At 59.6% G+C, this 20,830-nt stretch carries 20 protein-coding genes; 3 read left to right on the top strand and 17 right to left on the bottom strand.

Features of this window, described 5'->3' with window-relative positions; genetic code table 11:
• The 6 genes from HDC32_RS14865 to HDC32_RS14890 all read right to left on the bottom strand — a co-directional run bounded on the left by HDC32_RS14865 (position 1) and on the right by HDC32_RS14890 (position 6,992).
• Positions 1 to 519: a CS1 type fimbrial major subunit gene (locus HDC32_RS14865; RefSeq protein ID WP_237683036.1), complete on the bottom strand. Its 519-nt coding sequence runs from the start codon at positions 517 to 519 to the stop codon at positions 1 to 3.
• Positions 519 to 1,259, bottom strand: a complete 741-nt coding sequence (locus HDC32_RS14870) for a molecular chaperone (protein WP_167654793.1) — start codon at positions 1,257 to 1,259, stop codon at positions 519 to 521. The genes HDC32_RS14865 and HDC32_RS14870 overlap by 1 nt, the downstream gene beginning before the upstream one ends.
• Before the next feature lie 15 nt (positions 1,260 to 1,274).
• A complete protein-coding gene (locus HDC32_RS14875; RefSeq protein ID WP_260403616.1) occupies positions 1,275 to 2,198 on the bottom strand; it encodes a hypothetical protein in 924 nt (307 codons plus the stop codon).
• A gap of 365 nt (positions 2,199 to 2,563) precedes the next feature.
• Positions 2,564 to 3,616, bottom strand: coding sequence for a hypothetical protein (locus HDC32_RS14880; protein WP_260403617.1), 1,053 nt, complete (start codon positions 3,614 to 3,616; stop codon positions 2,564 to 2,566).
• A gap of 240 nt (positions 3,617 to 3,856) precedes the next feature.
• On the bottom strand, positions 3,857 to 6,382 hold the full coding sequence (locus HDC32_RS14885) for a CS1-pili formation C-terminal domain-containing protein (RefSeq protein ID WP_184744544.1): 2,526 nt from the start codon (positions 6,380 to 6,382) through the stop codon (positions 3,857 to 3,859).
• Between the two features lie 118 nt (positions 6,383 to 6,500).
• Entirely contained in the window at positions 6,501 to 6,992 is a 492-nt protein-coding gene (locus HDC32_RS14890) for a CS1 type fimbrial major subunit (protein ID WP_131697417.1), read from the bottom strand.
• 522 nt (positions 6,993 to 7,514) lie between these two features.
• Between HDC32_RS14890 and HDC32_RS14895 the strand changes: the two genes are divergently transcribed.
• Together HDC32_RS14895 and HDC32_RS14900 are read left to right on the top strand one after the other, a co-directional pair.
• A complete protein-coding gene (locus tag HDC32_RS14895) occupies positions 7,515 to 8,063 on the top strand; it encodes a PadR family transcriptional regulator (protein ID WP_145335182.1) in 549 nt (182 codons plus the stop codon).
• Positions 8,060 to 8,827: a siderophore-interacting protein gene (locus tag HDC32_RS14900; protein ID WP_131697419.1), complete on the top strand. Its 768-nt coding sequence runs from the start codon at positions 8,060 to 8,062 to the stop codon at positions 8,825 to 8,827. Before HDC32_RS14895 ends, HDC32_RS14900 begins: the two co-directional genes overlap by 4 nt.
• A gap of 18 nt (positions 8,828 to 8,845) precedes the next feature.
• On the opposite strand, the gene HDC32_RS14905 is transcribed toward HDC32_RS14900, so the two are convergent.
• The 11 genes from HDC32_RS14905 to HDC32_RS14955 form a co-directional block, all read right to left on the bottom strand.
• Positions 8,846 to 9,802, bottom strand: coding sequence for a fimbrial protein (locus HDC32_RS14905; protein ID WP_145335184.1), 957 nt, complete (start codon positions 9,800 to 9,802; stop codon positions 8,846 to 8,848).
• A 106-nt stretch (positions 9,803 to 9,908) separates the two neighbouring features.
• On the bottom strand, positions 9,909 to 10,457 hold the full coding sequence (locus tag HDC32_RS14910; protein WP_184744546.1) for a fimbrial protein: 549 nt from the start codon (positions 10,455 to 10,457) through the stop codon (positions 9,909 to 9,911).
• Between the two features lie 11 nt (positions 10,458 to 10,468).
• On the bottom strand, positions 10,469 to 10,948 hold the full coding sequence (locus tag HDC32_RS14915; protein WP_131697422.1) for a fimbrial protein: 480 nt from the start codon (positions 10,946 to 10,948) through the stop codon (positions 10,469 to 10,471).
• Between the two features lie 13 nt (positions 10,949 to 10,961).
• Positions 10,962 to 11,474, bottom strand: a complete 513-nt coding sequence (locus tag HDC32_RS14920) for a fimbrial protein (RefSeq protein WP_409438479.1) — start codon at positions 11,472 to 11,474, stop codon at positions 10,962 to 10,964.
• The gene (locus tag HDC32_RS14925; protein ID WP_131697423.1) at positions 11,467 to 12,048 is read right to left on the bottom strand and encodes a fimbrial protein; all 582 of its coding nucleotides are present in this window, start codon (positions 12,046 to 12,048) and stop codon (positions 11,467 to 11,469) included. The genes HDC32_RS14920 and HDC32_RS14925 overlap by 8 nt, the downstream gene beginning before the upstream one ends.
• 21 nt (positions 12,049 to 12,069) lie before the next feature.
• On the bottom strand, positions 12,070 to 12,831 hold the full coding sequence (locus tag HDC32_RS14930; RefSeq protein WP_145335188.1) for a fimbria/pilus periplasmic chaperone: 762 nt from the start codon (positions 12,829 to 12,831) through the stop codon (positions 12,070 to 12,072).
• On the bottom strand, positions 12,828 to 15,431 hold the full coding sequence (locus tag HDC32_RS14935; RefSeq protein WP_184744548.1) for an outer membrane usher protein: 2,604 nt from the start codon (positions 15,429 to 15,431) through the stop codon (positions 12,828 to 12,830). The genes HDC32_RS14930 and HDC32_RS14935 overlap by 4 nt, the downstream gene beginning before the upstream one ends.
• Positions 15,432 to 15,450: 19 nt before the next feature.
• Positions 15,451 to 16,011 carry a fimbrial protein gene (locus HDC32_RS14940; protein ID WP_131697426.1) on the bottom strand — a complete coding sequence of 187 codons (561 nt, stop codon included), beginning with the start codon at positions 16,009 to 16,011 and terminating at the stop codon, positions 15,451 to 15,453.
• A gap of 50 nt (positions 16,012 to 16,061) precedes the next feature.
• A complete protein-coding gene (locus HDC32_RS14945; RefSeq protein ID WP_131697427.1) occupies positions 16,062 to 16,583 on the bottom strand; it encodes a fimbrial protein in 522 nt (173 codons plus the stop codon).
• Between the two features lie 426 nt (positions 16,584 to 17,009).
• Complete coding sequence (locus HDC32_RS14950; RefSeq protein WP_131697428.1) at positions 17,010 to 17,633, bottom strand: Pr6Pr family membrane protein; 624 nt, start codon at positions 17,631 to 17,633, stop codon at positions 17,010 to 17,012.
• 4 nt (positions 17,634 to 17,637) lie between these two features.
• A complete protein-coding gene (locus HDC32_RS14955) occupies positions 17,638 to 17,871 on the bottom strand; it encodes a VF530 family DNA-binding protein (protein WP_016977534.1) in 234 nt (77 codons plus the stop codon).
• A gap of 506 nt (positions 17,872 to 18,377) precedes the next feature.
• Here HDC32_RS14955 and HDC32_RS14960 point away from each other — a divergent pair.
• Entirely contained in the window at positions 18,378 to 20,795 is a 2,418-nt protein-coding gene (locus HDC32_RS14960) for a glucose/quinate/shikimate family membrane-bound PQQ-dependent dehydrogenase (RefSeq protein WP_184744550.1), read from the top strand.
• Positions 20,796 to 20,830: the final 35 nt, after the last annotated feature.

Raw genomic sequence — 20,830 nt, forward strand, 5'->3', positions numbered from 1 at the left:
TCACGGTCGCAACGCGTCGAAGATCAGATGAACGCTGCCGAAATAGTCGCCCGGGGTATAACCGTCCTCGGGCTCGACAGCGGCAATTTCCAACAGCACCCGCTTGCCGGCCCGCGCCTCCTCGGCAGGCACCACCAGGGTGTCGGTCAAGTCCAGCCATTCGCCGTTGAAGTTGACATTCAACAGAATCAGGCGCCGGCCGTTGGAGAGCACCGGCAACTCCCCCAGGCGCGCAACGATGCCGCCGCCGCTGTTCTTCACATCGAAGTGCTCACGCAATGGCTTGAGCGTGCGACTCACCAGGTTCCAGGCCATCTCCTGCTCGCGCTCCAGAAACACCGGGTTGATGGGCAGCACGTAAAAATCGGCGGTTGGGATGGTGACCGACACATCGAACACCTGCTCCTCACGGATCGCGAGGGCCTGGGTACTGAGCAGCGCTGTAACCATCAACAGCAATAGCGTCGCGATGACCTTGTCCGGGCGATACCCGGCTCCATGGGCTCTTTTTCTGAGCATCAGCCTTTGACCTCATAAGGTTTTTTTTCGCTGCCCTCAACCAGGGTAAAGCGGTAGGTACGCCCGGCCTGCTTGGGAAAGCTGAAGGCACGACCCGGCAGGATGTGGTTCTTGGTGACGGGCAGACAGTCCTGGGCATCGCCGCTGGCGCAGTCCTTGAACTGATCCACCACCACGACGCTGTTACCGTCGTTATGCAGCGCGTATTGGGCGGGTTGCTCGTCGATACGGGTGGCAAAGCGAGTGTCTTTGGGGCGCACGAAGAACACCGTGCCAAACCCGGCCAGCACCGTGACCCCGGCCGAGAGACTTTCTTTATAGGATTCACGCGCCTCGCTGGACACAGCAAAGTCATCCTCCGGCTCCGGCATCACCGGCACGAAGCGCAGGCGGAAATAGCGCTCTTTTTCCCGCGCGCCCAGGTACAGCAAGCGTGTGCCCTGCATGCCATTGGAGGGGACGATCAGACGCGCCGGCGTGGCCATCAAGCCATCGCGAGCGGTGTTTTCTGCGTTGCTCTGGAGCTCGACTTCCTCGGAGCTACCGTCGGCCTTGTAGAGGATCTCCATCACCGACACCTTGATGAACGCCGTACTGTCGCCGCCGTTGAAGACCCGTTTCAGGTAGGTGCTTTTGTCGCCGTCCAGGTAGTCATAAAACACCCCCACGTTGATATTGGGGGCCGCTGGTGCCGACAGCGGCAACCAGCACAGCGCGCACAGCGCCAACAAATGTTTCATTGCTGTAAACCTCATTTAGAGCTCCGAATCCCAGACCACCGTGACCTGGCCCGAGTAGGTGGATCCACCCCGGCTGAGCATCTGGTCGGCGTAATCCTTCTTAACCTCGAAGTGCAAGGTGCCGGGCCGTTGGTTGACATAGAAGCCCGGCTGGAACTGCTCGGTACCGGCGCCGCTGCGCAACAGCGGTTGGCGATTCACAGCGCTGCCGTCCGGTCGATTCAGGCCATGGGGCAGGCTGACGCTGACGTCCAGCGGCACCTCATGGCCGTCGGTGGGGTTCTTCAGGGCGCAGGTGTCGCCTATGGTCCGCTCGCAGCTCATTTGCATCTTGAAACGCGACGAAGCAGAAATGCGGAAGGTCTGGTCGCGGAACAAACGCGCAGGTTTGCGGCCCTGGTTCAGCCAGGCTTGCCAACCGCCTTGGGGCACCAGCTCGATACGGTTGCCGTTGGGGGGAACTTCGACTTTAAGGTCATGTTGCACCGCCAGGGTGAAGTTCAGGGTCAGGGTAGGACTGCTGGGCAACATCACGTCGCCCAAATCAAAGTCCTTCCCTGGCCCTACGGTGTATTGATGGCGACCGACGTACTCCCCTGAAGTCATGCCCAAGGGGTTGGGCGTGATGAGTTCATAGGCGAACTCAAGGTTGGTTAAGCGCATGGTGGGAATATCGAACCTGGCTTGTCTGGCACAGAGAGAACCGACCGGTGTTCGCCAGAAAAACCCATACGTTGTCGTCCCATACAAGCTCACCCCGGTGCCCAGGCAGGTGCGCGGCGGGTAAACCCAACTGGAGCCGGTCCATAATTGCTGGTGAGCTTGCAAAGGGGTAACGCCGCCGCCCACCAGGCTGACCAGATTGGGGATGGCATACGTCGAGCCGACACCCATGATCCGTACCCTTAACGTCTCGGTCTCCTGAGTCTGTCGATGCACGACGGTCAGGTCCTGCCACTCCGTTGGCACTTTAAACATCGCGCCTTGGCGTTGATCCGTATGAAAAGCAGCGATCTGCGTAACGGAATCCGCCGAAATGGCGGCCCTGAGACTGAATATATTCAAGGCAGTACATTGGGCGGGAAAAGACGCACAGTAACCAACGCTTGGCGTTTTGTTCTCGAACTTATTCAAGTGCGGCTGTGAAGGGTCCGGCCGAAACTCAGCATGGATGTTCATCTCCACACCCATTACGGGCATTGCCAGCGACGCCAATAACAAACTGGCAGCAAGCTGCGAACACCGCCCTGCCAGCCTCGATACATTCTTGCCTCTTCCAGCAACGGCATCCATCTGACGGCACCTCATACTTCTGAATCCCAGACCACCGAGACCTGGCCCGAATAGGTCGATCCGCCCCGGCTGAGCATCTGGTCGGCGGAGTCTTTCGTGACCTCGAAGTGCAACGTACCGGGCCGTCGATCGACGTAGAACCCCGGCTGGAACAACTCGGTACCGGCACCGCTCAACAGCAGCGGCTGGCGGTTCACGGCTGCGCCATCCTGACGATTCAAGCCATGGGGCAGGCTGACGCTGATATCCAGGGGTACTTCATGACCGTCGGTGTTGTTTTTCAACGCACAGGTGTCCCCGATGACGCGCTCGCAGGCCATCTGCATCTTGAAACGCGACGAGGCGGAAATATTGAAGGTCTGGTCACGGAACAGCCGCGCCGGCTTGCGCCCCTGGTTCAACCAGGCCTGCCAGCCGCCCTGAGGGATCAGTTCGACACGGTTGCCACCGGGGGGGACTTCCACCCGAAGGGTGTGCTCGACATTCAGCACGAAATCGAGCTGGGCAATACTGTCGTTGGGCAATACGCGATTGCCGAAGTCAAAGTCCATGCCCGGGCCGATGGTGTAGGACAGGCTCCCACGGTAGATGCCGGTCGGCATCCCCAGCGGGTCGGGGGTTCGCAGTTCATAAGCGAATTGGACGTAGCGATAGAAGAAGTTGGGGATATCGAAACGCGCCGTGGTGCTGCATTGGGTGGCGCCTTCGGGCATCAACCACATCCAGATCACATGGTCGACGTTGCCATTGAGCCCCCCTGGGGAAATGCACGGTAACGGGGCGAAGTTCCAGCGGCCCGATGACCATAAAGCTTGATAGGCGTTGTAGATAGTCGACTCACCAGTCAGCACCCGTGCGTCCTCCCCCAGGTCGGCACGGCCACCGATCCCGGAGACTCGAATTTCGAGTTGCTCGGTATCCCCCTTCTGATTCGTCACCGTCAGGGTTCGCCACTGCGAAGGCACCCGCCAAAATGCACCCTCGCGCGGATCGCTGTGGTTGGCAGCAATCGGGCCACCTACCGTTTGAGGAAAAGCCCCCATCGGCAAGTTGAGGCTGAACATATTGCGCGCTCGACAATACGGTGCCCAGTTCGCGCAGTAACCGAAGTCAGGCGTTGTGTTCTTGAACTTATTGACCATCGGATTCGCCGGATCTGGCCTGAAATCCGCCGTTATCTCGATCCTCCCGGCATGAGCTTCGAGGGAAAACGCCAACGCCATCGCGGGTATCACGCAACATGAGAGACGGCGTGTGAAGGCCCTGAATCTATTCACTTCTGAAACCTTTTTCATGGTGCTCACTTAACCCGCCGTCTCAGACTTGAAGGTGGAATCGGCCAACGTATCCGGCGTACACCGCAGATCACCGATCATCAGCACGTCGTTTTCATTGCGCGCGTTGGCGGTATCCAGGCGGAACTGGCACAGCAACTGGTTGTTGCGGCGCACTTCGAGGGTCGGCGAGCTGGCGTTCATCTCCAGGGAGAAGAACCCATCCACTTCGCTCACCCCACGGCTGGCGTGGTTGAGGATGTGATGGCCCTTGAGCGGCTTGCCCTGGGGGTCCACCAGGCGCCCGAGTACGGTGACGGTGCGCATCACGCTGACCTTGCGGTAGTCCACGCCGCCCTTGTTCAAGTGGTAGGCGGTGCGGGGTGGCTGGATATTCGCCGCCGGGGCGTGGTTGCCGTCGAAGTCGAAGCTGACCGAGCTGCCCCTGTAGGCGGTGATCGGGATGAAGTTGCGCCCCGGCCGCAGCACGGTGCTGCCGCCACTCAGGTCATCGGCGCGCAGGACGATGTCGTCCACGTCGCTTTCAATATCGACAATCATCCCCGAGCCGCTGCCGGCGTATTGGCTGGTGAACACCATCTTCTGCCCGCCGAAGGCAAAGGTACTGTCCAGGTTCAGGCCACCGGTCAGTTCGTTATTGAACGATGAGCGCTGCACGAAGCCGTCGCCATTGACCGCGTCGTTCTGGAAGCTGGCCATGCCCGACAGGCCCACGCCGTAGGTATCGGCCAGTACCGTAGCGGAGACGCTTTGCAGCACGTGGTCCTGCAGGTCGCGTCGGTAGCTCAGCGAGCCATTGTTGTCACGCTTGCCATCGCGGGAGGTTCGCGTACCGATGCTGGCGGACCACTGCTCGCCGGGGCTGCCGAGCGCCAGGCTGACGCTCAGGTCGATCCCGCGATTGCGTTTGTCGCCGGTGCTGGAGCTGGCCGGGCGGTCGAACACCGACAAGCGCCAGTTGGCATCGCTGCCGAACAATTGGGTGCGTTCGGTCCAGCCCAGGTCCAGGCCCAGGCCTTCGTTGTTGCCTTCGCTGTAGGCCAGCCGCGCATTGATGGAACGCAGGTTGCTCAGGCGATGATTGATGGACAGCGACGAGAGGCTGGTCTGGCCGATGAACACATCGCGCTGGCGGATGCGGGTACCGTCGGGCAGGGTTTCGTAGGTGTTGCGGTTGTCCAGCCAACTGCGCGTGTGGTTGAACACCACGCTGCCCAGGCCGTAGTTGTAGAGGCTGTTGAAGTCGACGCCGGTGCCGTAGTTGTCGGTCTGGTAGACGTTGGCATACAGGCTGGCGTTACTGGCCAGGCTCCAGTCCAGCGACGTGCCGTATTGCATGCTGTCCTTGACCTGGCGCCCGGACATGCCCAGCACCACCCGCGGGTGAGCCAGGTAGTTGAGGGATACGCCGGCGGTCAGGTCGCCGCTGGATTGTTCGTCCCAGTTGCTGAGCAACTTGCTCTCTTGCCCGGCAAATACGTTGTAGCGCCAGCGGTTGTCGAGGTTGCGCCAGTTGTTGGGCTTGTACACCAACTCCTGGGTGGTGCTGGTGATCTGGCCGTCTTCTACCAGGCGCACTTCCACCTCGTAGATGCCGCCGGGCAAGGGCCGCGTGTCCAGGCTTTGCAGGCCGGTGGAAACGGCTTGGGTGTTGATCAGCAGGCCGTTGCGGTAGATCTCCGCCGAGGCCTGGCGATTGGCGGTGACGTAAATCGGGTAGATGCTCGGCTTGGGGTTGCTGATCATCAGGCTGTCGGAGCTGCCATACATCACGCCGACGGCGGTGTCGGGGCTGGCACCGAAGGTGCGCAGTTGGCGAGTCAGGCCTTCGGCATTGGGGGTGAAATAGCCCAGGCGCAGGAACTCACCGTGCATTTCGCGCTGGGCATACAGCGAGTACACGGCATGGTTGAGGGCATCGTCGTCCGGGCCGCCCAAGCGCGAAAACTGCATGTTCATCACCTGGTTCCAGTTGCCCAGGCTGCCGCTGGCGTCCAGCCCCAGGCGTCCGCCGAGGTCCTGGCCCTGGCCGCCGCTGAGGTTGAGCTGGTTACGTACGATCAGGCCGGTGCTGCCACCGGAGGGCAGGGAGTAATACTTGGACTCTTGCCCCTCACGTTCGGCGTTTTCGGTCAACAACGTGACCAGGGACTTTTCCAGGTTGTAGTGGACCGCCAGCAGTTGCGCCGGGCAGCTGCTTTCGCAGGCGCCCAACGGCACGCCCTGCTTGAGGTAATCACCCCAACTATCACGCTCGACGTCCTTGATCACACTGCCTTCGTGATCGGTGAAATCCAGCAGGGTCAGGCGGTCATCACGGGTCAGCACGATCATCGCCTCGGCGACAAACTCCTGGTCCAATTCGACCCGTACTGCCAACGGCACATCAAAAAAGTGCTCTTCAAAGTCCGCCGGTAAACCCTTGGCCTGGGACAGCAAACTTCTTGGGGTTGTGCCAGTTGTCGCGTCAGCTGCAAACGCCCCCGTACAAAACAACAAGGCAAGCGCTGCCGCGATGAGAATCATCGGGAACATGAACGGATACTCTGATTACACTCGGGGAATTCTTGGATACCGATCAACCGACAGAGGCTGCCCGTCGATCGGTAAGGGCTAAGCAATAAGCCGATGCTTATCGATCAACAAATCGCGCTCAACGGGTGACGCGCGGCTCGTGATCGAACACCACGGTGTAGTTGGTGGTGTACAGGCCAGCGTCGGTGTCAGCCGGTTTGGCGGCCGCAACGACCAGGTCAGCCTGGGTGCCGGGAGTGGAGCTGGCATCATCCACGACTTCCAGTGGCGAACCGGTGAGGGTCACGCCGTTGAAGGTGGTGGTCAGGGCAATCGAAGAGGTGCCGTTGCTCAGGGAAGCCGGGCCGCCTTCGATGTAGGCCTTGATCGAACCGTCGGTATTTTTTACCGCGTAGGTCGCACGGATCGGGCTCAACTGACCGGTCACGGTGTTGTAGGACATGGTTTCGTCCTTACCGAAATCCGGGTCCAACGGCTGGGCGTGGAACTGTTTGGTTGGGATCGTTGCCTTGATGTTGATGACGCTGGTGGCTTCACCGGCGGCAAACACGCTGGAAGCGCCGACAGCCAGTGCGATCAGTGGCAGTACGAAAGCGGTCTTTTTAAGCATTTTAATTACCTGTTGTGGCATCAGATGTTAGTGGGGGATTCGTTATTTACTGCATGGCAAAACCCGAGCAATTCGTGTCTTGCGACGCCGGTAAATAGTCCCTCGAAAACCCACTTAACGATGCCAGCGCTTTCGCTTAAACGCGTAATTAATCACGACGCGACGCGACAGATAAAAACCTTATTATTCAATAAGATGAATATTAACTGTCATCCATTTATTACACCGCAGATACCTCAGTACCACTCGCATTAATCACTTATCCGTAGGACATGGGCTACACGCTATCTATTGAGGGGTTCTCAACGTGATTAGAACTAACGCACTGATTAACCAGTTTATCTTTCATTCATAAAAGTGCCATTTACCTGTCAAGTAATTGCTGGTATTGCCAGGCGCTAATTCAATGCATCCGGCCCGTTGCAGGCTGCATTTTGTCGCCGCTACCGCTCGTCAGACGCTTTTGCGCAAAGCGTAAGATATATCTTAAGTTGTATCTAAACCAGACAGGAGAACACGACAATGAGAGACCCTCATCACCACCGAGACCACGGTGACGACCGCGACGGCTTCGAAAAACGCCCCGGCCGCGAACGCGGCGGACGTGGCCCGCGCGTCTTTGCGCCGGGTGACCTGAAATTGCTGCTGCCGGCCCTGATCGCCGAACAACCGTGCCACGGCTATGACCTGATTCGCCGCATCGAAACCCTCTTCGATGGCGCCTACAGCCCCAGCCCCGGCGTGATCTACCCCACGCTGACCTTCCTGGAAGAAAGCGAATTGATCGCCGGCGATGCCGAGGGTGGAAAAAAACGCTACACAATCACCGACGCCGGTCGTCTGTTCTTAAGCGAACAGGCTGTCGCTCTCGACGGCATTCGCCTGCGCATGGAGGTGAGCAAGCGCTCGTTGCGCGGCCATGATCGCCCAGCGGAAATCCACGAGGCGGTGCATAACCTGCGTCACGCCTTGCATTCGCACCACGGGCGCTGGAGCCCGGAAGAAATCGTTCGTGTCGCGGCGCTGCTCAACGGCACCGCCCAAGCCATTGCCGACGGGGAAGCCCAATGAATACCCAAGCCATCCACCGCGTGACCCACGAAATCAAACGCCGCCGCCTCGAGGTACTGCGCGTAGTCGATATCACCCCGCGCATGCGCCGCATCACCTTGGGCGGGCCGGAACTGGCGGGCTTTATCAGCCTGGGCAGTGACGATCACATCAAGCTGCTGTTCCCGCAGAATGCCGCCGAACAGGCAGCGCTGGAGAGCCCGACGTTCAGCATCAAGGGTGACGGCCCGCAACCGGCGATGCGCGACTACACGCCACGCCGCTTCGACCTGGACACCGGCGAGCTGGACATCGACTTCGTGCTGCACGGCGACGGCCCCGCCTCCACCTGGGCCGACCAGGCCAAGGTCGGCCAACACCTGTACATCGGCGGGCCACGCGGCTCGATGATCGTGCCGGACATCTTCGACAGCTACCTGCTGATCGGTGACGAAACCGCGCTGCCGGCCATTGGTCGACGCCTGGAAGAACTGCCGGCGGGGCGCAAGGTACTTGCGCTGATTGAAATCGCCAATGCGGCGGAACAGCAGGCCCTGGAAAGCGCCGCCGATGTGGAGGTGATCTGGGTGGTGCGCGGTCAGGATGACCTGCTCGACAGCGTGAAAAACCTCACGCTGCCGAGTGGCTCGCTGTACAGCTTTGTCGCCACCGAAACCAAGCTGTCGCGCCAGGTCCGCCGGGTGCTGCTGGACACGCATAAGGTCAATGAGGAATTCCTCAAGGCCGTGGGTTACTGGCGTGCGGCCGACAGCGAAGAGGAGTAAGCCTCAGGTGTGGGGATGTCATGGCACCCCCATGACAAGTACACCGCTGCCGCTCACAGCCCCGGCGGCAGGCAAGGACCCGGCACGCCGTACGAGGGAGAACGTCACATCGTCGCCTCCTACACTGTTGGTAATCTGGGTCAGGAACGAACCACCGACTTGAACCGCACTTGCGCCACGAACAAGGGCTGTCCCCACGTCCGGGTTGGTCATCATCAGCAGACGCGTGTCGAACGATGAGGGGCTGCCCTTGTAAGTGATGGTGATCGGCGTGGAAATCCCGCCGTCCGGGCATGAATAAGTGAGCCGGCGATTGCTGCGGATGGACGTGGTCAGCGGATCGGTACCTATTGCTCTCTGATGAACATCGCCGAAGTTGATCTCGATCGGGTTGTTATTGTTGATCGTGCAGGTAGACGGGGAGATGGTGAAGTTGTTGGCGGCCGTATAAGTGACGGTGAGTTGCGGCCGAGTCGCGTCGTAATTGTTCGAGCTGGTCAGGCGTAACAGGCCGAGGGTGTCGCCTGCTCGAATATCGATCGGGTTGGAGGGACTGTGGCGCACCAGAATATAGGGGGTGATATTGATCGGATAGCCGATCCCGTTGTTGGGCATGGTGGCCACCCGTATACCCGCCGGAACCGGGGTATTGAGGAAAGCGCCATTGATGCGCAAACCACTCTGTTCACCGGCGAACTTGGGGCCGGATGTCCAAGGTGTACCTGAGGCATTGCCCGTTTCCCAATAGTCAGCGCCCCACACGGGGCCCGCTCCAGCCGTAAACCGACATTCGAGCCGAGCACCTTCCATCAGAATCCTCGTGCGATCTGTATCGAGTCGCACAGTTACGGGAACGGTCAGATGAGTGACGCGCGCCCACTCACCGCCATTGACCCGGCAGTCTACGGCTTGCGCGGTTGTGTTAATGCCCATCAGCAGGAGAAGCACAATGGCGCTGTCATATAGTCGTTTCATGTTGATCTCTCGTTGCTTCTCTACACAGGCGCCATCCAGCGAACAATCAGCCCGTGTAAATGACCTGAAAGCCAATGCGTATGCACCCGGTTGTTGAGCTTATGAATTACGGATAGTCCAGCGTAAACGTAGAGGTCACGGTGTAGGCGCCATGGCCAATGGTCTGATCCCTGATGGCATTCGGCTCACCCTGCACATAGGCTTTGAGCTCGATCACATTGCTGCCATTGACCAATACCTGTTCGTCACTGACGTTATTCACGGGTAATGGCTTGTCGCTCAGCGTCTCCAGCCCCAGCCCGATACCCGAGGCACCGCTACCGCCATCAAGCGCGAACAATCCGGGCAGCGCCTGGTTTTCCACGCCGCCGAACGTGATGGTCACCGTGTTGCCGATCGTGGTGTCACAGTCCTCCAGATGCAGCTTGAAACCTTTGCCCACTGAGCGCGTGTTGATGTAGAGGTGCTTGCTGGTAAGGTCCCAGAGCTCCAGGTTAATTGCCTCGTCGCCAGGCCGGATAGTGCAGGCCTCTTCAACCAGGTTGCCCTTGAAATTCAGGTTGTCCGCCGCCTGCGCCCCGGGGATCAGGCTGAAGGCTGGCAGCCCCGCCAGCACGGCACACAGCCACCTCCGATGAACCCTTTCATGTCCCATGGCTTCAACTCCTACTGGTATTCGGCCAACAGCGTGGCCACCGCTGTAAACCTTGCGGGGGCCAGCGTTGCACCCGGCTGCTTGACCGGCACGACTTCCAATACCGGCGGTGACGACACGGTTATGTCCAGTGGCGTATTGAGTCGAAACGGCAGGTTATTCTGAAATATCCGAATCCCCAGGTCTGGCGCACTGGTCTGCAATGCCGCGCCGTCGAATGTCGTAGGTGCCCCGTTGACACTCAACTTCAGCACCCACGGCAGCGTGTCGGCCCCACAACTGATGGTGTAGCCAACCTCCTGACGGTATCTCACACCATCGACTCGCTTTACGCCGACATCGCCGAAATCGACTTCAATTTTGTTCCCCGCATCGATCGTGCAGGGCGGCGGTTCATTAAGCGTTCCGCTGAAGGTCAAGTTGGCCGAGGCGCCGCTGCTGAGGGCGATGGAACACAAGGCGAGCAAGGCTCGCCGCTGCCAACAGGTCATTGATCGTTCCTCATCACTGGTAATCGACCACGAGGGTAGCGGCGGCATCGAACGCGCCCCCCGTCAGTCTGCTGCCCGCGCGTTTGACAGGCACCGCCTGCACGACGGGGAAGGTTGGATAGGTAAAGTTCACGGCCGCATTCAGGGGCCAATCCGCGCCATTAACGAACAGTTTCACCCCAAGATCCGGGTTACGGGTCGAGAGTACGCGACCATCGAACGAAGCCCCGGTGCCCCTGAGCTCAAGCCTCATCGCATTGCTGAAAGGCGCGTCGCAGGTGACGGTATAGGGCACGTCGCGACGATAGTTGACACCGTCCACCCGCGACGTCAGCAGATCATTGCCAAAGGGCACGTTGAGCGTACTCCCACCATTAATGACGCATGGAGGAGGCGCAATGATGACCGCGCGGATGATCAGGCTGGTTTCGGCCAGCGCACCCTGGCTGACGGCCCACAGCAGGCCTCCCCCTATAAGAATGGCCCGCGAGCCGACTGCCTTCCTCATTAGATTGCCCTCACTCATAACTGAGCCTGAAATCCACCACGGCCCGAAATGCCCCACTGGTCAACGGAGCGGAGGTGCGCGTGGGTTGAACATGCCAGGTCTGGAGACTGCTGCCCTCGGTCAAAAACAACGGCTCGCCCCGGGAGCCCAGTTGCACGTCCCGGCCCAGGGCGTCGGTCAAACGCAGCCCCATCCCGGTGATGCCTTGCACTTTGACCAGCCGTGGATCATCAGCATCGGCAGGCGCGATAAACGTGACCGACAGCACCGGTTGATGGGCGCTCCATGCCAGGTTCCCGGTACGCTCACTGCGGATACTGCCGGCGATGCGCTGGCAGTCCTGGAAGCGCAGCTGAAAGGGCCTCGATGGCGCCTGATCGCCAGGTCTTTGCAACTGGCTGGCCGACACGGCGCCCAGGTCAATCGTTTGATGGCGCGATGTCATCTCCAGGCTGCAAGGCGATTCATGCATGGACCCGTTAACGTTCAACCGGCCACGCTGGCCATCGATACCGTCGTCATCCTCGGCGCTCACACGCGCCGCCAAGGCCAATAACACGCAGCCCAGGACTTTCACGTTGTGCGACTTCATGGCGTTCTCCCGCAGCAGACGCTACTCATTAGGCGATGAGACTTGCGCGTTCACCGTGCAAGTCTGGCCACTGCAGGTGAACGCCAGGAGCGGGCGTCCACCGTAATCGTTCACATAGGCCAGATAGGGGGCCTGGCCAAGTGCCTTGGCCGTTGGCCCCAAAGCCAGCGTGCCCTTGGGCGGGATCATCACCGGTTCAAAGCCCGCCACGGTTTTGCCGTCTTTGCTGCTGCGCGCGTCCACCAGGGACACGTAGTAAGGCGTGGGGTTATTCACCTGGTAACGGTCGCCTTGCCGGGTGAGGGTGAGCTTTTCCTGCCAGGGATTAGCCAAGTCCTGCTGGCTGGGCATGATGGCTTGCGGGCGGTAAAACAGTTTGATGCGGGTCTGCAGCGCAATTTGCAGGGTGTTGGATTTGTCGCTGCGCGGCGGAATTTCCCTCAGGTTGAAGTAGTAGACGGTCTCGCGATCCTGGGGCAACGATTTGACCGCTGGCAACGCCTGGACTTTCACCTGGCTTTGTTTACCGGGCTCCAAGCGTTGAACCGGCGGCAGCACGATAAGGGGCGAGGCGATTTTGTTGCCCTGCTCGTCCTCGATCCACCCCTGGGCCAGGTACGGCAACTGGGTGTTGTTATTGGTAATGTTCACGCTGGTGGCATCCTTGCCCCCATCAAAAATCACACGGGTCCGGTCCAGGCCAACCGCAGCGTCAGCGTTCGGATTGAGGCCCAGAGCCAGCAGTGCGAAGACCAGGAGTGTAGGGCGCGTATTGAGCATCATGAGGCGGTGTTCTCCGTATCGGTGCGCTTCCCGGTCAGCGCTGCTGGCTCGGGTGAGGATTGATCAGTGGCGACACTCTGGCAGCGCAGTTGCAGGGCATCGGTCAAGCTGTCGGCTGGCAACACCACAGGCAGCGTGAGCAGGCATTGGTCGATGCCTCCCCAACTGACGATCATCTGCTCGCCGGCCTGGATGCCGCTCAGGTAAACGGCGCCGCCGTCGTTCACAATTCCGGTGTCCTGCTGTTTTATGTTTTTCACCGTCGCGCCGAAGGGCGGTGAACTGCCATCCGGCAGGCGCAGGACTGCCATGGCCTTTTCACCGGCAATCACGTCCAGCGATCGATAACCAATGGCCCCGTCGGTGAGTGTCAGTTGCGTCACCGACTGAGTGGCCTCGACGTTGCTCGGCAAGCTCTCCAGGTCAACACTGGCGGCCGTACGCTGGTAGCTGCTGATATCGGAGATCACCGCCTTGCCGAAGACATTGGTGCGGGTCGACACGCCGTAACCCCGCACAGGCACGTCGGGTACCCCACCGGTGTCGAGCATCAGGCGGGTCCCGCCGACGGTATTGGTTCGGTGCAGGGCCGCACCGTAGGGCGTGAGCGTGCCGCCACCGCGAATAGACGCACTGAGGGTTCTGCCATTGCCTTGTTGTGTGCTGGCGCTGAGATCGATATCAGCCTGGTCGCCAATATGGCTCAGATAACCACTGGCAGAGCGATCGCTGGCACTGAGCTGGTAGCTGTTGCGTTCATCGATGCGGTCACTGTAACGCGTGGAAAAGCTCTCTTTGCCCGAGGTCCTGCTCCCATCCAGCGACAGTGTGCCGCTGCGCCCCAATGGCAGGCTGACCGTCAGCGCCATTCCGCTATCCTTGTAGGCGTACTCCTGACTGCGGTACATGTTCAGGGACAGGCTCATGTTCCTGACGGAGCCCACATTGAAGTAGCGCGACATCGACAGGTTCCAGCGCTGCGTGTCCGGGCGCCCCCAATACGTCTGTTTGTTGTAACTGGCGTAGACCGTCGCCCCAAGGTCACGAAACTGCTTATTGAGCGTCACCGTATACAGTGCCTTGCTGTCGCCGATCGGTTTCCAGCCCTCGATGAACTCAACGTTATCGATTTCGCCACGCTCGCCGTTTAACCCGTAATGGCGAGCGTCCAGGTACTCACTCATGCTCAAGTAGTTTTTCTCGGAAAACCGGTAACCGGCAAACGTCACCTGGCTGTCGTACTGCTCGAAGTGCTTGGAGTATTGAAGGCGGTAGGATTTGCCCGAGAGCGACTGACCCCACACACTGGCGTGGGACTGAGTGACATCCAGCGATACGGCTCCAAGCGCCAACAGGTCACGACCGGCGCCGACAGACAACGCACGGTAGTTGTTATCGGTGATAGCGCCGCCGAACAGCGACCAGCCATTGCTGACCCCCCAGGAGAATTCACCGGTGCCGAAAACATTGCCATCGGCGCCGTATTGAAGATCGGAGGGTCGCCCCGCCGCCAGCTTGTAACGAACCTGGCCAGGGCGCGTCAGGTAGGGAATGCTTGCCGTATCGATCTGGAAGGTGTGTACCGAACCATCCTGCTCTTCCACCCGCACATCCAGGGTGCCGCTCACGGCGTCATTGAGGTCCTGAATACGATACGGGCCTGCCGCGACCAGCGTTTCATAGAGCACGCGGCCCTTCTGGCTGATAACAACCCTGGCATTTGTTTTGGCGACCCCTACCACTTCCGGCGCGTAACCACGCAAGTTGGGGGGCAGCTGGCTTGCATCCGAAATGAGAGCGGCGCCGGTATAGCGGAAGCTGTCAAACAGGTCCGAATACAGGTAGTCCTCTCCCACCGTCAGGCGCGCCTTCAGTGCAGGCACTGCGCGATAGGCGTAGTAACGACTCCACTCCAGCTGTTGTGGGTCCCCGTACCCGCTGTCGAGGCCTTTTTCGACACGCGCCTGCCAGTCCGCCCTCAGGCGCCAGGCCCCGGCATTCGCCCCCAGGGTACCGTTACCACTAAGATTGTTTCGGGTGCCGTCATTCTTCTGATAACTGGACTGCACCGTCATGTTGTAATCGACCAGCAGCCCCGGCACGCCCTCATCCCAACGGGAAGGTGGATCCCAATTGATGGCGCTGTATTCAAGGTAGGCCTGGGGCACGCTGATGTTCAGCGTGGAGGTGGCCAGGTCGCCACTGACCTCCATGCCCGGCAAGCTTTCTATATCCAGGCAGTCACTGCCTTTCCACCACTTGAGTTCAGCAGCGCCCGACGCCTTGAGGCCCAACAGGCCCACCAAGGCCGGCGACAAACAGGCCTGGCTGCCTTTAGGATCATTATCGGGAGGATAGAAAGCCACTGAGTGCTCGGCAATCGCCTGGTTATTGATCTGCACCCCCATCGAGTAAGTGCCAGGCAGAATAAAACCGCTGCGCGCGAACCGAGACAAGTCAATATTAGTTCGATCACTCAGATCAAGAACGTCCGTATTAAACTCAATATCCCCGACAGCCATCGCAGTGCCCGGCAATAACATCAACCCACTGAAAAAGTTTGAGCGCAGCGTATTTTTGACCTTCGCCGTATTCAACATGCAAGCAACCCATCAAAGTTCAGAAATATTCCAACTTGAACCGCACTGCGGCACGGTGCGCGCCGGCCACTATGGGCAATCCGTTGCCAACAAAATGAAGCGTGAAGTGAAGCGTCATGTCGCCTTCCGACAAGGGATGCGGCGTCATCGGCTGACCGGGAATACTCAATTGGCCAACGGAATCCTCGATATTGAGGGCAACACCTTGTGAGCCACCAAATACCGCAAAAGAACGGCCGCCTCTGTCGGTGGGGCCATCAAATGTCACCCGCAGGTGCTGCCAGTCGGGCAGCGTTACTCCAGGGCGCAACGGGTCGGTGCGACTCAATGTGCAATTGACCAGGCGCAACTGGAAGGATTGGTCCCCTCCCCTGGCGCGTCGCAAAAACCGGCCAATGGGCTCGGGGTCCACATCGATGGTTTGATCGACACTGACCAACTCCAGCCCACAGGCCGAGTCAACGACCTCTCCTCCCAGCGTGACGAGCCCATTACCTTGCGCAGGCACCTGGGCAACCACCCAAGGGCTGATGAACATCGTCAATGAAGAGGAAATAGCGAGACTTATGAATGTTTTCACCTATGCCTCCACCAGCCTCCCCCGCCACCCTGGGTGGCGGGGGAAAAAGCTTACTGATAAGCCAAGGTGAAATTGGTCACCGCGCTGAAATCGCCCGGCACGATGTCGCCCGTAGCAGCGCCTTGCACATAGGCACCGAACTCCAGTGTGTTATCACCGGTGGCAATAACCTGCGGTGTGGTAGCCACACCCAACTGAACGGGTTGGCTGCCATGGGTCATCATGATGCCCACATTGCCCGCGCTACCGACGGTACCCAGCGCACCCGGCACAACGCTGGATGGCGCCCCCGTGAAAGTCGTGGTCACGGTGTTATCGGTGAGGCCGGCCAGATCGCAGCCTTCGAGCTCAATCAGCAAGCGCCGAGGCTCGGACTTCCCTCCCGCCTGCAACTGATGCTTGGCAATCGCGCCGAGGGGAATGGTTTGATCGACGGAGTCAGGCTTGATGGAGCAGGCCCCGGAATGGACCGAGCCCACAAACGTGACCGTTCCATCCGCCGCCTGAGCGACAGACATCGACCCTACCAACAACCCGATGGATAACAGCGCAGTGTTAATTTTAGCGTTCATGTATAGAGGCTCACATAGTAATAAACGTCATTAAGTCATTCCGCCGCTTTAGCACGCAGAACATCCCACTTTTTTCCAATTACTTGCATTGCAACTCAGCTCATTTGAAGCCCGGCAATTATCCAGCGCAGATTTTAGAAGTTAAGTCGGCAGATTCATTTAATTACGTAGCCCTGCAACACCAAGACACATAGGAAAATTATGGCAATTTGCCAAAACTTTGAATGTATCTGTAAGAATTGGATTACATGGATTTTAAGGAGAAGGTTTTATGGGTAAATATAACTGTAGGAACAGGATTACATCACCTGAAAAACCAGGGCATTTATGTGAAAAGATTAACTAATGAGTTGAAGAGTTCGAGAGGAAGCACGCAACCGTTCGACAAGACGGTGCGTGCCCAATAGCGCTAAGGAAAGGAGTGAATCAGGCGCGGGGCTTGATGAGCTTATCCAGCCCCACCACGGCCAGTGCAACCAGCACAAACCCGGCCAGAATGCCCCCGGCATTCACAAACACCTGTGGATAACCGAGGGTGCCGACATCGATGAACGGGTATTGATATTGCCCGAGCAAATCCCCGCGTAGCAGCACATAAGCGAAGTAGATCAGCGGATAAATTACCCACGCACCAACGTGCTTGAGGCGCAGGCTGCCCTTGGGTACACACCGGCACCAGTAGATGACAAACAACACCGGCATCACGTCGTGCAGCAATTCGTCGGCGATAAATTGAAAGCCTTCGGGCTGCCACAAGTGCCGCAGCAACAGGCTGTAGGCCAGGCTCACCACCACGATGCTCACGGCAATGCCACTGCTGACACTGGGCGCGAGAAAAAACCGCCTGGCGGCAGAGTCCCGACGAATCAGTGCGTAACTGAGCACCACCGCTGCCAGGGTATTGGTCAGCACCGTGAAGAAACTGAAGAAGTTGATCAGCCCGCCCAGCAGGCTGGCGCCGGCTTCCCAGCGCGAATAGAAAATCAGGTATTGCTGAATCGCCAACCCCACCCAACCGGCCAGCGCCGCTGCCGCCACATACCGCTTCATGGGATCAATCCAGCGGGCGTTTGGTGCGCATCAGCTTGACGTACAAGCCTTCGACCTTCTCCCGCGCCCAAGGCGTCTTGCGCAGGAAGGTCAGGCTGGACTTGATACTCGGGTCACTCTTGAAGCAGCGCACATCAATGCGTTCGGCAAGGCCTTCCCATTCGTAATGTTCCACCAGGGTGGTGAGGACGTGTTGCAGGGTCACGCCGTGGAGGGGGTCGTTGCTTGTCGCGGTCATGCCGGGCCTATGAAAAAGTACTCACGAAGGTGCACACCTTATCACTCCACCCTTACAGGTAAAAAAGTTCCCGCTTTCGGCGAAAGACAGATGTTAGGTTGTAACCACCCGTCTCAACCCTTATCACCGTCCGCCCCCACCGTCTAAAAAACCCTGAAGTTCCCCCTCCCCCCCTATTTGGCAGCGACGATCTGTCACTGTTACCAAATCGGAAATGATGCATCTTGCGATTCGTGCTTTCTCTTGGTGCGCCGGCGCTTTATCCTTGTCGGCAATAACCTGAAACGTTTCACTCCCCGGTCGACCCCATTTTGCTGATTATTCCTACCCGTCAAGACAGCGCTGTCTTACACCGATCTGCGCCTGGGAATAAATCGCCCGCCTGTGGATAACGCTGATATCCCCAGAAAAACGTAATTAACGCTGAACCAAGCCCGTGCCGAATCGTCATCTACAGTGAAGAAACACGGGGATACATAATTCCAACGTAACGGAGAAACACAACTATGAGCACTGACGGTGCTTCAAGTCCAAGCCGCCTGCTCCCAAGGCTGCTAGGCGTCTTGCTGCTGATCATGGGGCTGGCCCTGCTGGCCGGTGGTATCAAGCTGAGCCTGCTCGGCGGGTCGCTGTATTACCTGCTGGCCGGTATCGGCATCACCCTGACCGGCCTGTTGCTGCTGGCCACCCGCCGCGCCGCGCTGGGCCTGTACGCGCTGGTGCTGTTCGCCAGCACCGTGTGGGCCCTGTGGGAAGTCGGCCTGGATTGGTGGCAGTTGGTGCCGCGCCTGGCGCTGCTGTTCGCCCTGGGCATCGTCATGCTGCTCCCGTGGTTTCGCCGTCCATTGCTGCGTGGCCAACCTGCCCCGCTGGGCACTGGAGCGCTGAGCGTGGCCGTGGTGCTGGCCGGTGCTACTGCCCTTGCCAGCCAATTCACCACCCCCGGTGAAATGGTCAAGACCGGCCAACTGGACCGCGACGCGGTACCGGGCATGGCCAGCGCCGCACCGTCCCAGACGGATGGCGATTGGAATTCCTATGGCCGCTCGGCCTACGGTGATCGCTACTCGCCATTGGCGCAGATCACCCCGGAAAACGCGCACAAGCTGGTACCGGCGTGGACCTATCGCACCGGCGACATCCCAGGCCCGAACGATCCGGGTGAAACCACCGCAGAAAACACCCCGCTGAAAGTCAACGGCATGCTCTACGTGTGCACGCCGCACAGCCAGGTGATCGCGCTGGACCCGGACACCGGCAAGGAAATCTGGCGCTTCGATCCGAAGATCAGCAGCCAGGGCGCCGAGAACTTCAAGGGTTGGGCACACATGACCTGCCGTGGCGTGTCGTATCACGATGACGCCGCCTACGCTTCCGAGCAGAGCCCGACCGGCAGCGCCAGCCCGGCTGCCGCGCCGAACGCCTGCCCGAAACGCATCTTCGTACCGACCGCCGACACCCGCCTGATCGCCCTGAACGCCGACACCGGCAAGATGTGCGAAGACTTCGGTGACAAAGGCCAGGTCGACCTGCGTGCCAATATCGGCAGCTTCGCCCCCGGCGGTTACTACTCCACTTCGCCACCGGCCGTGACCAAAAACCTGGTGGTGATTGGTGGCCACGTCACCGATAACGTCTCCACCGACGAGCCCAGCGGCGTGATCCGCGCGTTCGACGTACACACCGGCAAGCTGGTGTGGAACTGGGACAGCGGCAACCCGGACGACACCACCCCGTTGGCCGAGGGCAAGACCTACACCCGCAACTCGCCGAACATGTGGTCCATGTTCGCCGTGGATGAAAAACTCGGCATGCTCTACCTGCCGATGGGCAACCAGATGCCTGACCAATACGGCGGCGACCGTACCGACGATTCCGAGAAGTACGCAGCGGGCCTCACCGCTTTGGACATCGACAGCGGCCACGTGAAGTGGACCTTCCAGTTCACTCACCATGACCTGTGGGACATGGACGTTGGCGGCCAGCCGTCGCTGATCGACATCAAGACCGAAGCCGGCGTGAAGCAGGCGGTGATGGCGTCGACCAAGCAAGGCAGCATCTACGTACTGGACCGCGCCACCGGCCAGCCGGTCGTGCCGATCCACGAAGTGGCCGTGCCGCAAGGTGCAGTCGCGGGTGACCGTACTTCCCCGACCCAACCGAAGTCCGAACTGAACTTCATGCCACCGCCGCTCAAAGAGCGTGACATGTGGGGCGTGACGCCGTTCGACCAGATGCTGTGCCGTATCGATTTCAAATCCATGCGCTACGACGGTGCTTTCACCCCGCCTTCGCTGCAAGGTTCGATCGTTTACCCAGGTAACTTCGGCGTGTTCGACTGGGGTGGCATTTCCGTCGACCCGGTACGCCAGATCGCCTTCGTGAACCCGAGCTACATGGCGTTCAAATCCAAGCTGATCCCGGCGGCCGATATCGCCAAGCAAGGCCCACGCGTCAGCGAAACCGAAGGCGTGCAGCCGAACAAAGGCGCGCCGTACGGCGTGATCCTCGAAGCCCTGCTGTCGCCCCTGGGCCTGCCGTGCCAGGCACCGGCATGGGGTTACGTGGCCGCGGTCGACCTGACCACCCACCAGACCATCTGGATGCACAAGAACGGCACCGTGCGTGACAGCTCGCCGGTCCCGGTTCCCCTGACCATGGGCGTACCGAGCCTGGGCGGCACCTTCACCACCGCCGGTGGCGTGTCGTTCCTCAGCGGTACCCTCGACCAGTACCTGCGTGCCTACGACGTGAAAAACGGCAAGCAACTGTGGGAAGGCCGCCTGCCGGCCGGCGCGCAAACCACACCGATGACCTACACCGGCAAGGACGGCAAGCAGTACGTGCTGGTCGTGGCGGGTGGTCATGGTTCCCTGGGGACCAAACAGGGTGACTACGTGATGGCGTTTAAACTGCCGGATTAAGCGTTATCGGCGGCAAAACAAAGGCGGCTACCCTC

The sequence above is a fragment of the Pseudomonas sp. JAI120 genome (genome assembly GCF_014207255.1).
Lineage (GTDB): Bacteria > Pseudomonadota > Gammaproteobacteria > Pseudomonadales > Pseudomonadaceae > Aquipseudomonas.

Bases quoted from the DNA above. Each gene is read 5' to 3' on its own strand.
- HDC32_RS14885 (WP_184744544.1), bottom strand. From the start codon at position 6,382: ATGTTCCCGATGATTCTCATCGCGGCAGCGCTTGCCTTGTTGTTTTGT.
- HDC32_RS14895 (WP_145335182.1), top strand. From the start codon at position 7,515: ATGAGAGACCCTCATCACCACCGAGACCACGGTGACGACCGCGACGGC.
- HDC32_RS14890 (WP_131697417.1), bottom strand. From the start codon at position 6,992: ATGCTTAAAAAGACCGCTTTCGTACTGCCACTGATCGCACTGGCTGTC.
- HDC32_RS14930 (WP_145335188.1), bottom strand. From the start codon at position 12,831: ATGATGCTCAATACGCGCCCTACACTCCTGGTCTTCGCACTGCTGGCT.
- HDC32_RS14880 (WP_260403617.1), bottom strand. From the start codon at position 3,616: ATGTTCAGCCTCAACTTGCCGATGGGGGCTTTTCCTCAAACGGTAGGT.
- HDC32_RS14960 (WP_184744550.1), top strand. From the start codon at position 18,378: ATGAGCACTGACGGTGCTTCAAGTCCAAGCCGCCTGCTCCCAAGGCTG.
- HDC32_RS14865 (WP_237683036.1), bottom strand. From the start codon at position 519: ATGCTCAGAAAAAGAGCCCATGGAGCCGGGTATCGCCCGGACAAGGTC.
- HDC32_RS14945 (WP_131697427.1), bottom strand. From the start codon at position 16,583: ATGAACGCTAAAATTAACACTGCGCTGTTATCCATCGGGTTGTTGGTA.
- HDC32_RS14920 (WP_409438479.1), bottom strand. From the start codon at position 11,474: ATGAGTGAGGGCAATCTAATGAGGAAGGCAGTCGGCTCGCGGGCCATT.
- HDC32_RS14935 (WP_184744548.1), bottom strand. From the start codon at position 15,431: ATGTTGAATACGGCGAAGGTCAAAAATACGCTGCGCTCAAACTTTTTC.
- HDC32_RS14900 (WP_131697419.1), top strand. From the start codon at position 8,060: ATGAATACCCAAGCCATCCACCGCGTGACCCACGAAATCAAACGCCGC.
- HDC32_RS14915 (WP_131697422.1), bottom strand. From the start codon at position 10,948: ATGACCTGTTGGCAGCGGCGAGCCTTGCTCGCCTTGTGTTCCATCGCC.
- HDC32_RS14905 (WP_145335184.1), bottom strand. From the start codon at position 9,802: ATGAAACGACTATATGACAGCGCCATTGTGCTTCTCCTGCTGATGGGC.
- HDC32_RS14870 (WP_167654793.1), bottom strand. From the start codon at position 1,259: ATGAAACATTTGTTGGCGCTGTGCGCGCTGTGCTGGTTGCCGCTGTCG.
- HDC32_RS14955 (WP_016977534.1), bottom strand. From the start codon at position 17,871: ATGACCGCGACAAGCAACGACCCCCTCCACGGCGTGACCCTGCAACAC.
- HDC32_RS14950 (WP_131697428.1), bottom strand. From the start codon at position 17,633: ATGAAGCGGTATGTGGCGGCAGCGGCGCTGGCCGGTTGGGTGGGGTTG.
- HDC32_RS14910 (WP_184744546.1), bottom strand. From the start codon at position 10,457: ATGGGACATGAAAGGGTTCATCGGAGGTGGCTGTGTGCCGTGCTGGCG.
- HDC32_RS14925 (WP_131697423.1), bottom strand. From the start codon at position 12,048: ATGAAGTCGCACAACGTGAAAGTCCTGGGCTGCGTGTTATTGGCCTTG.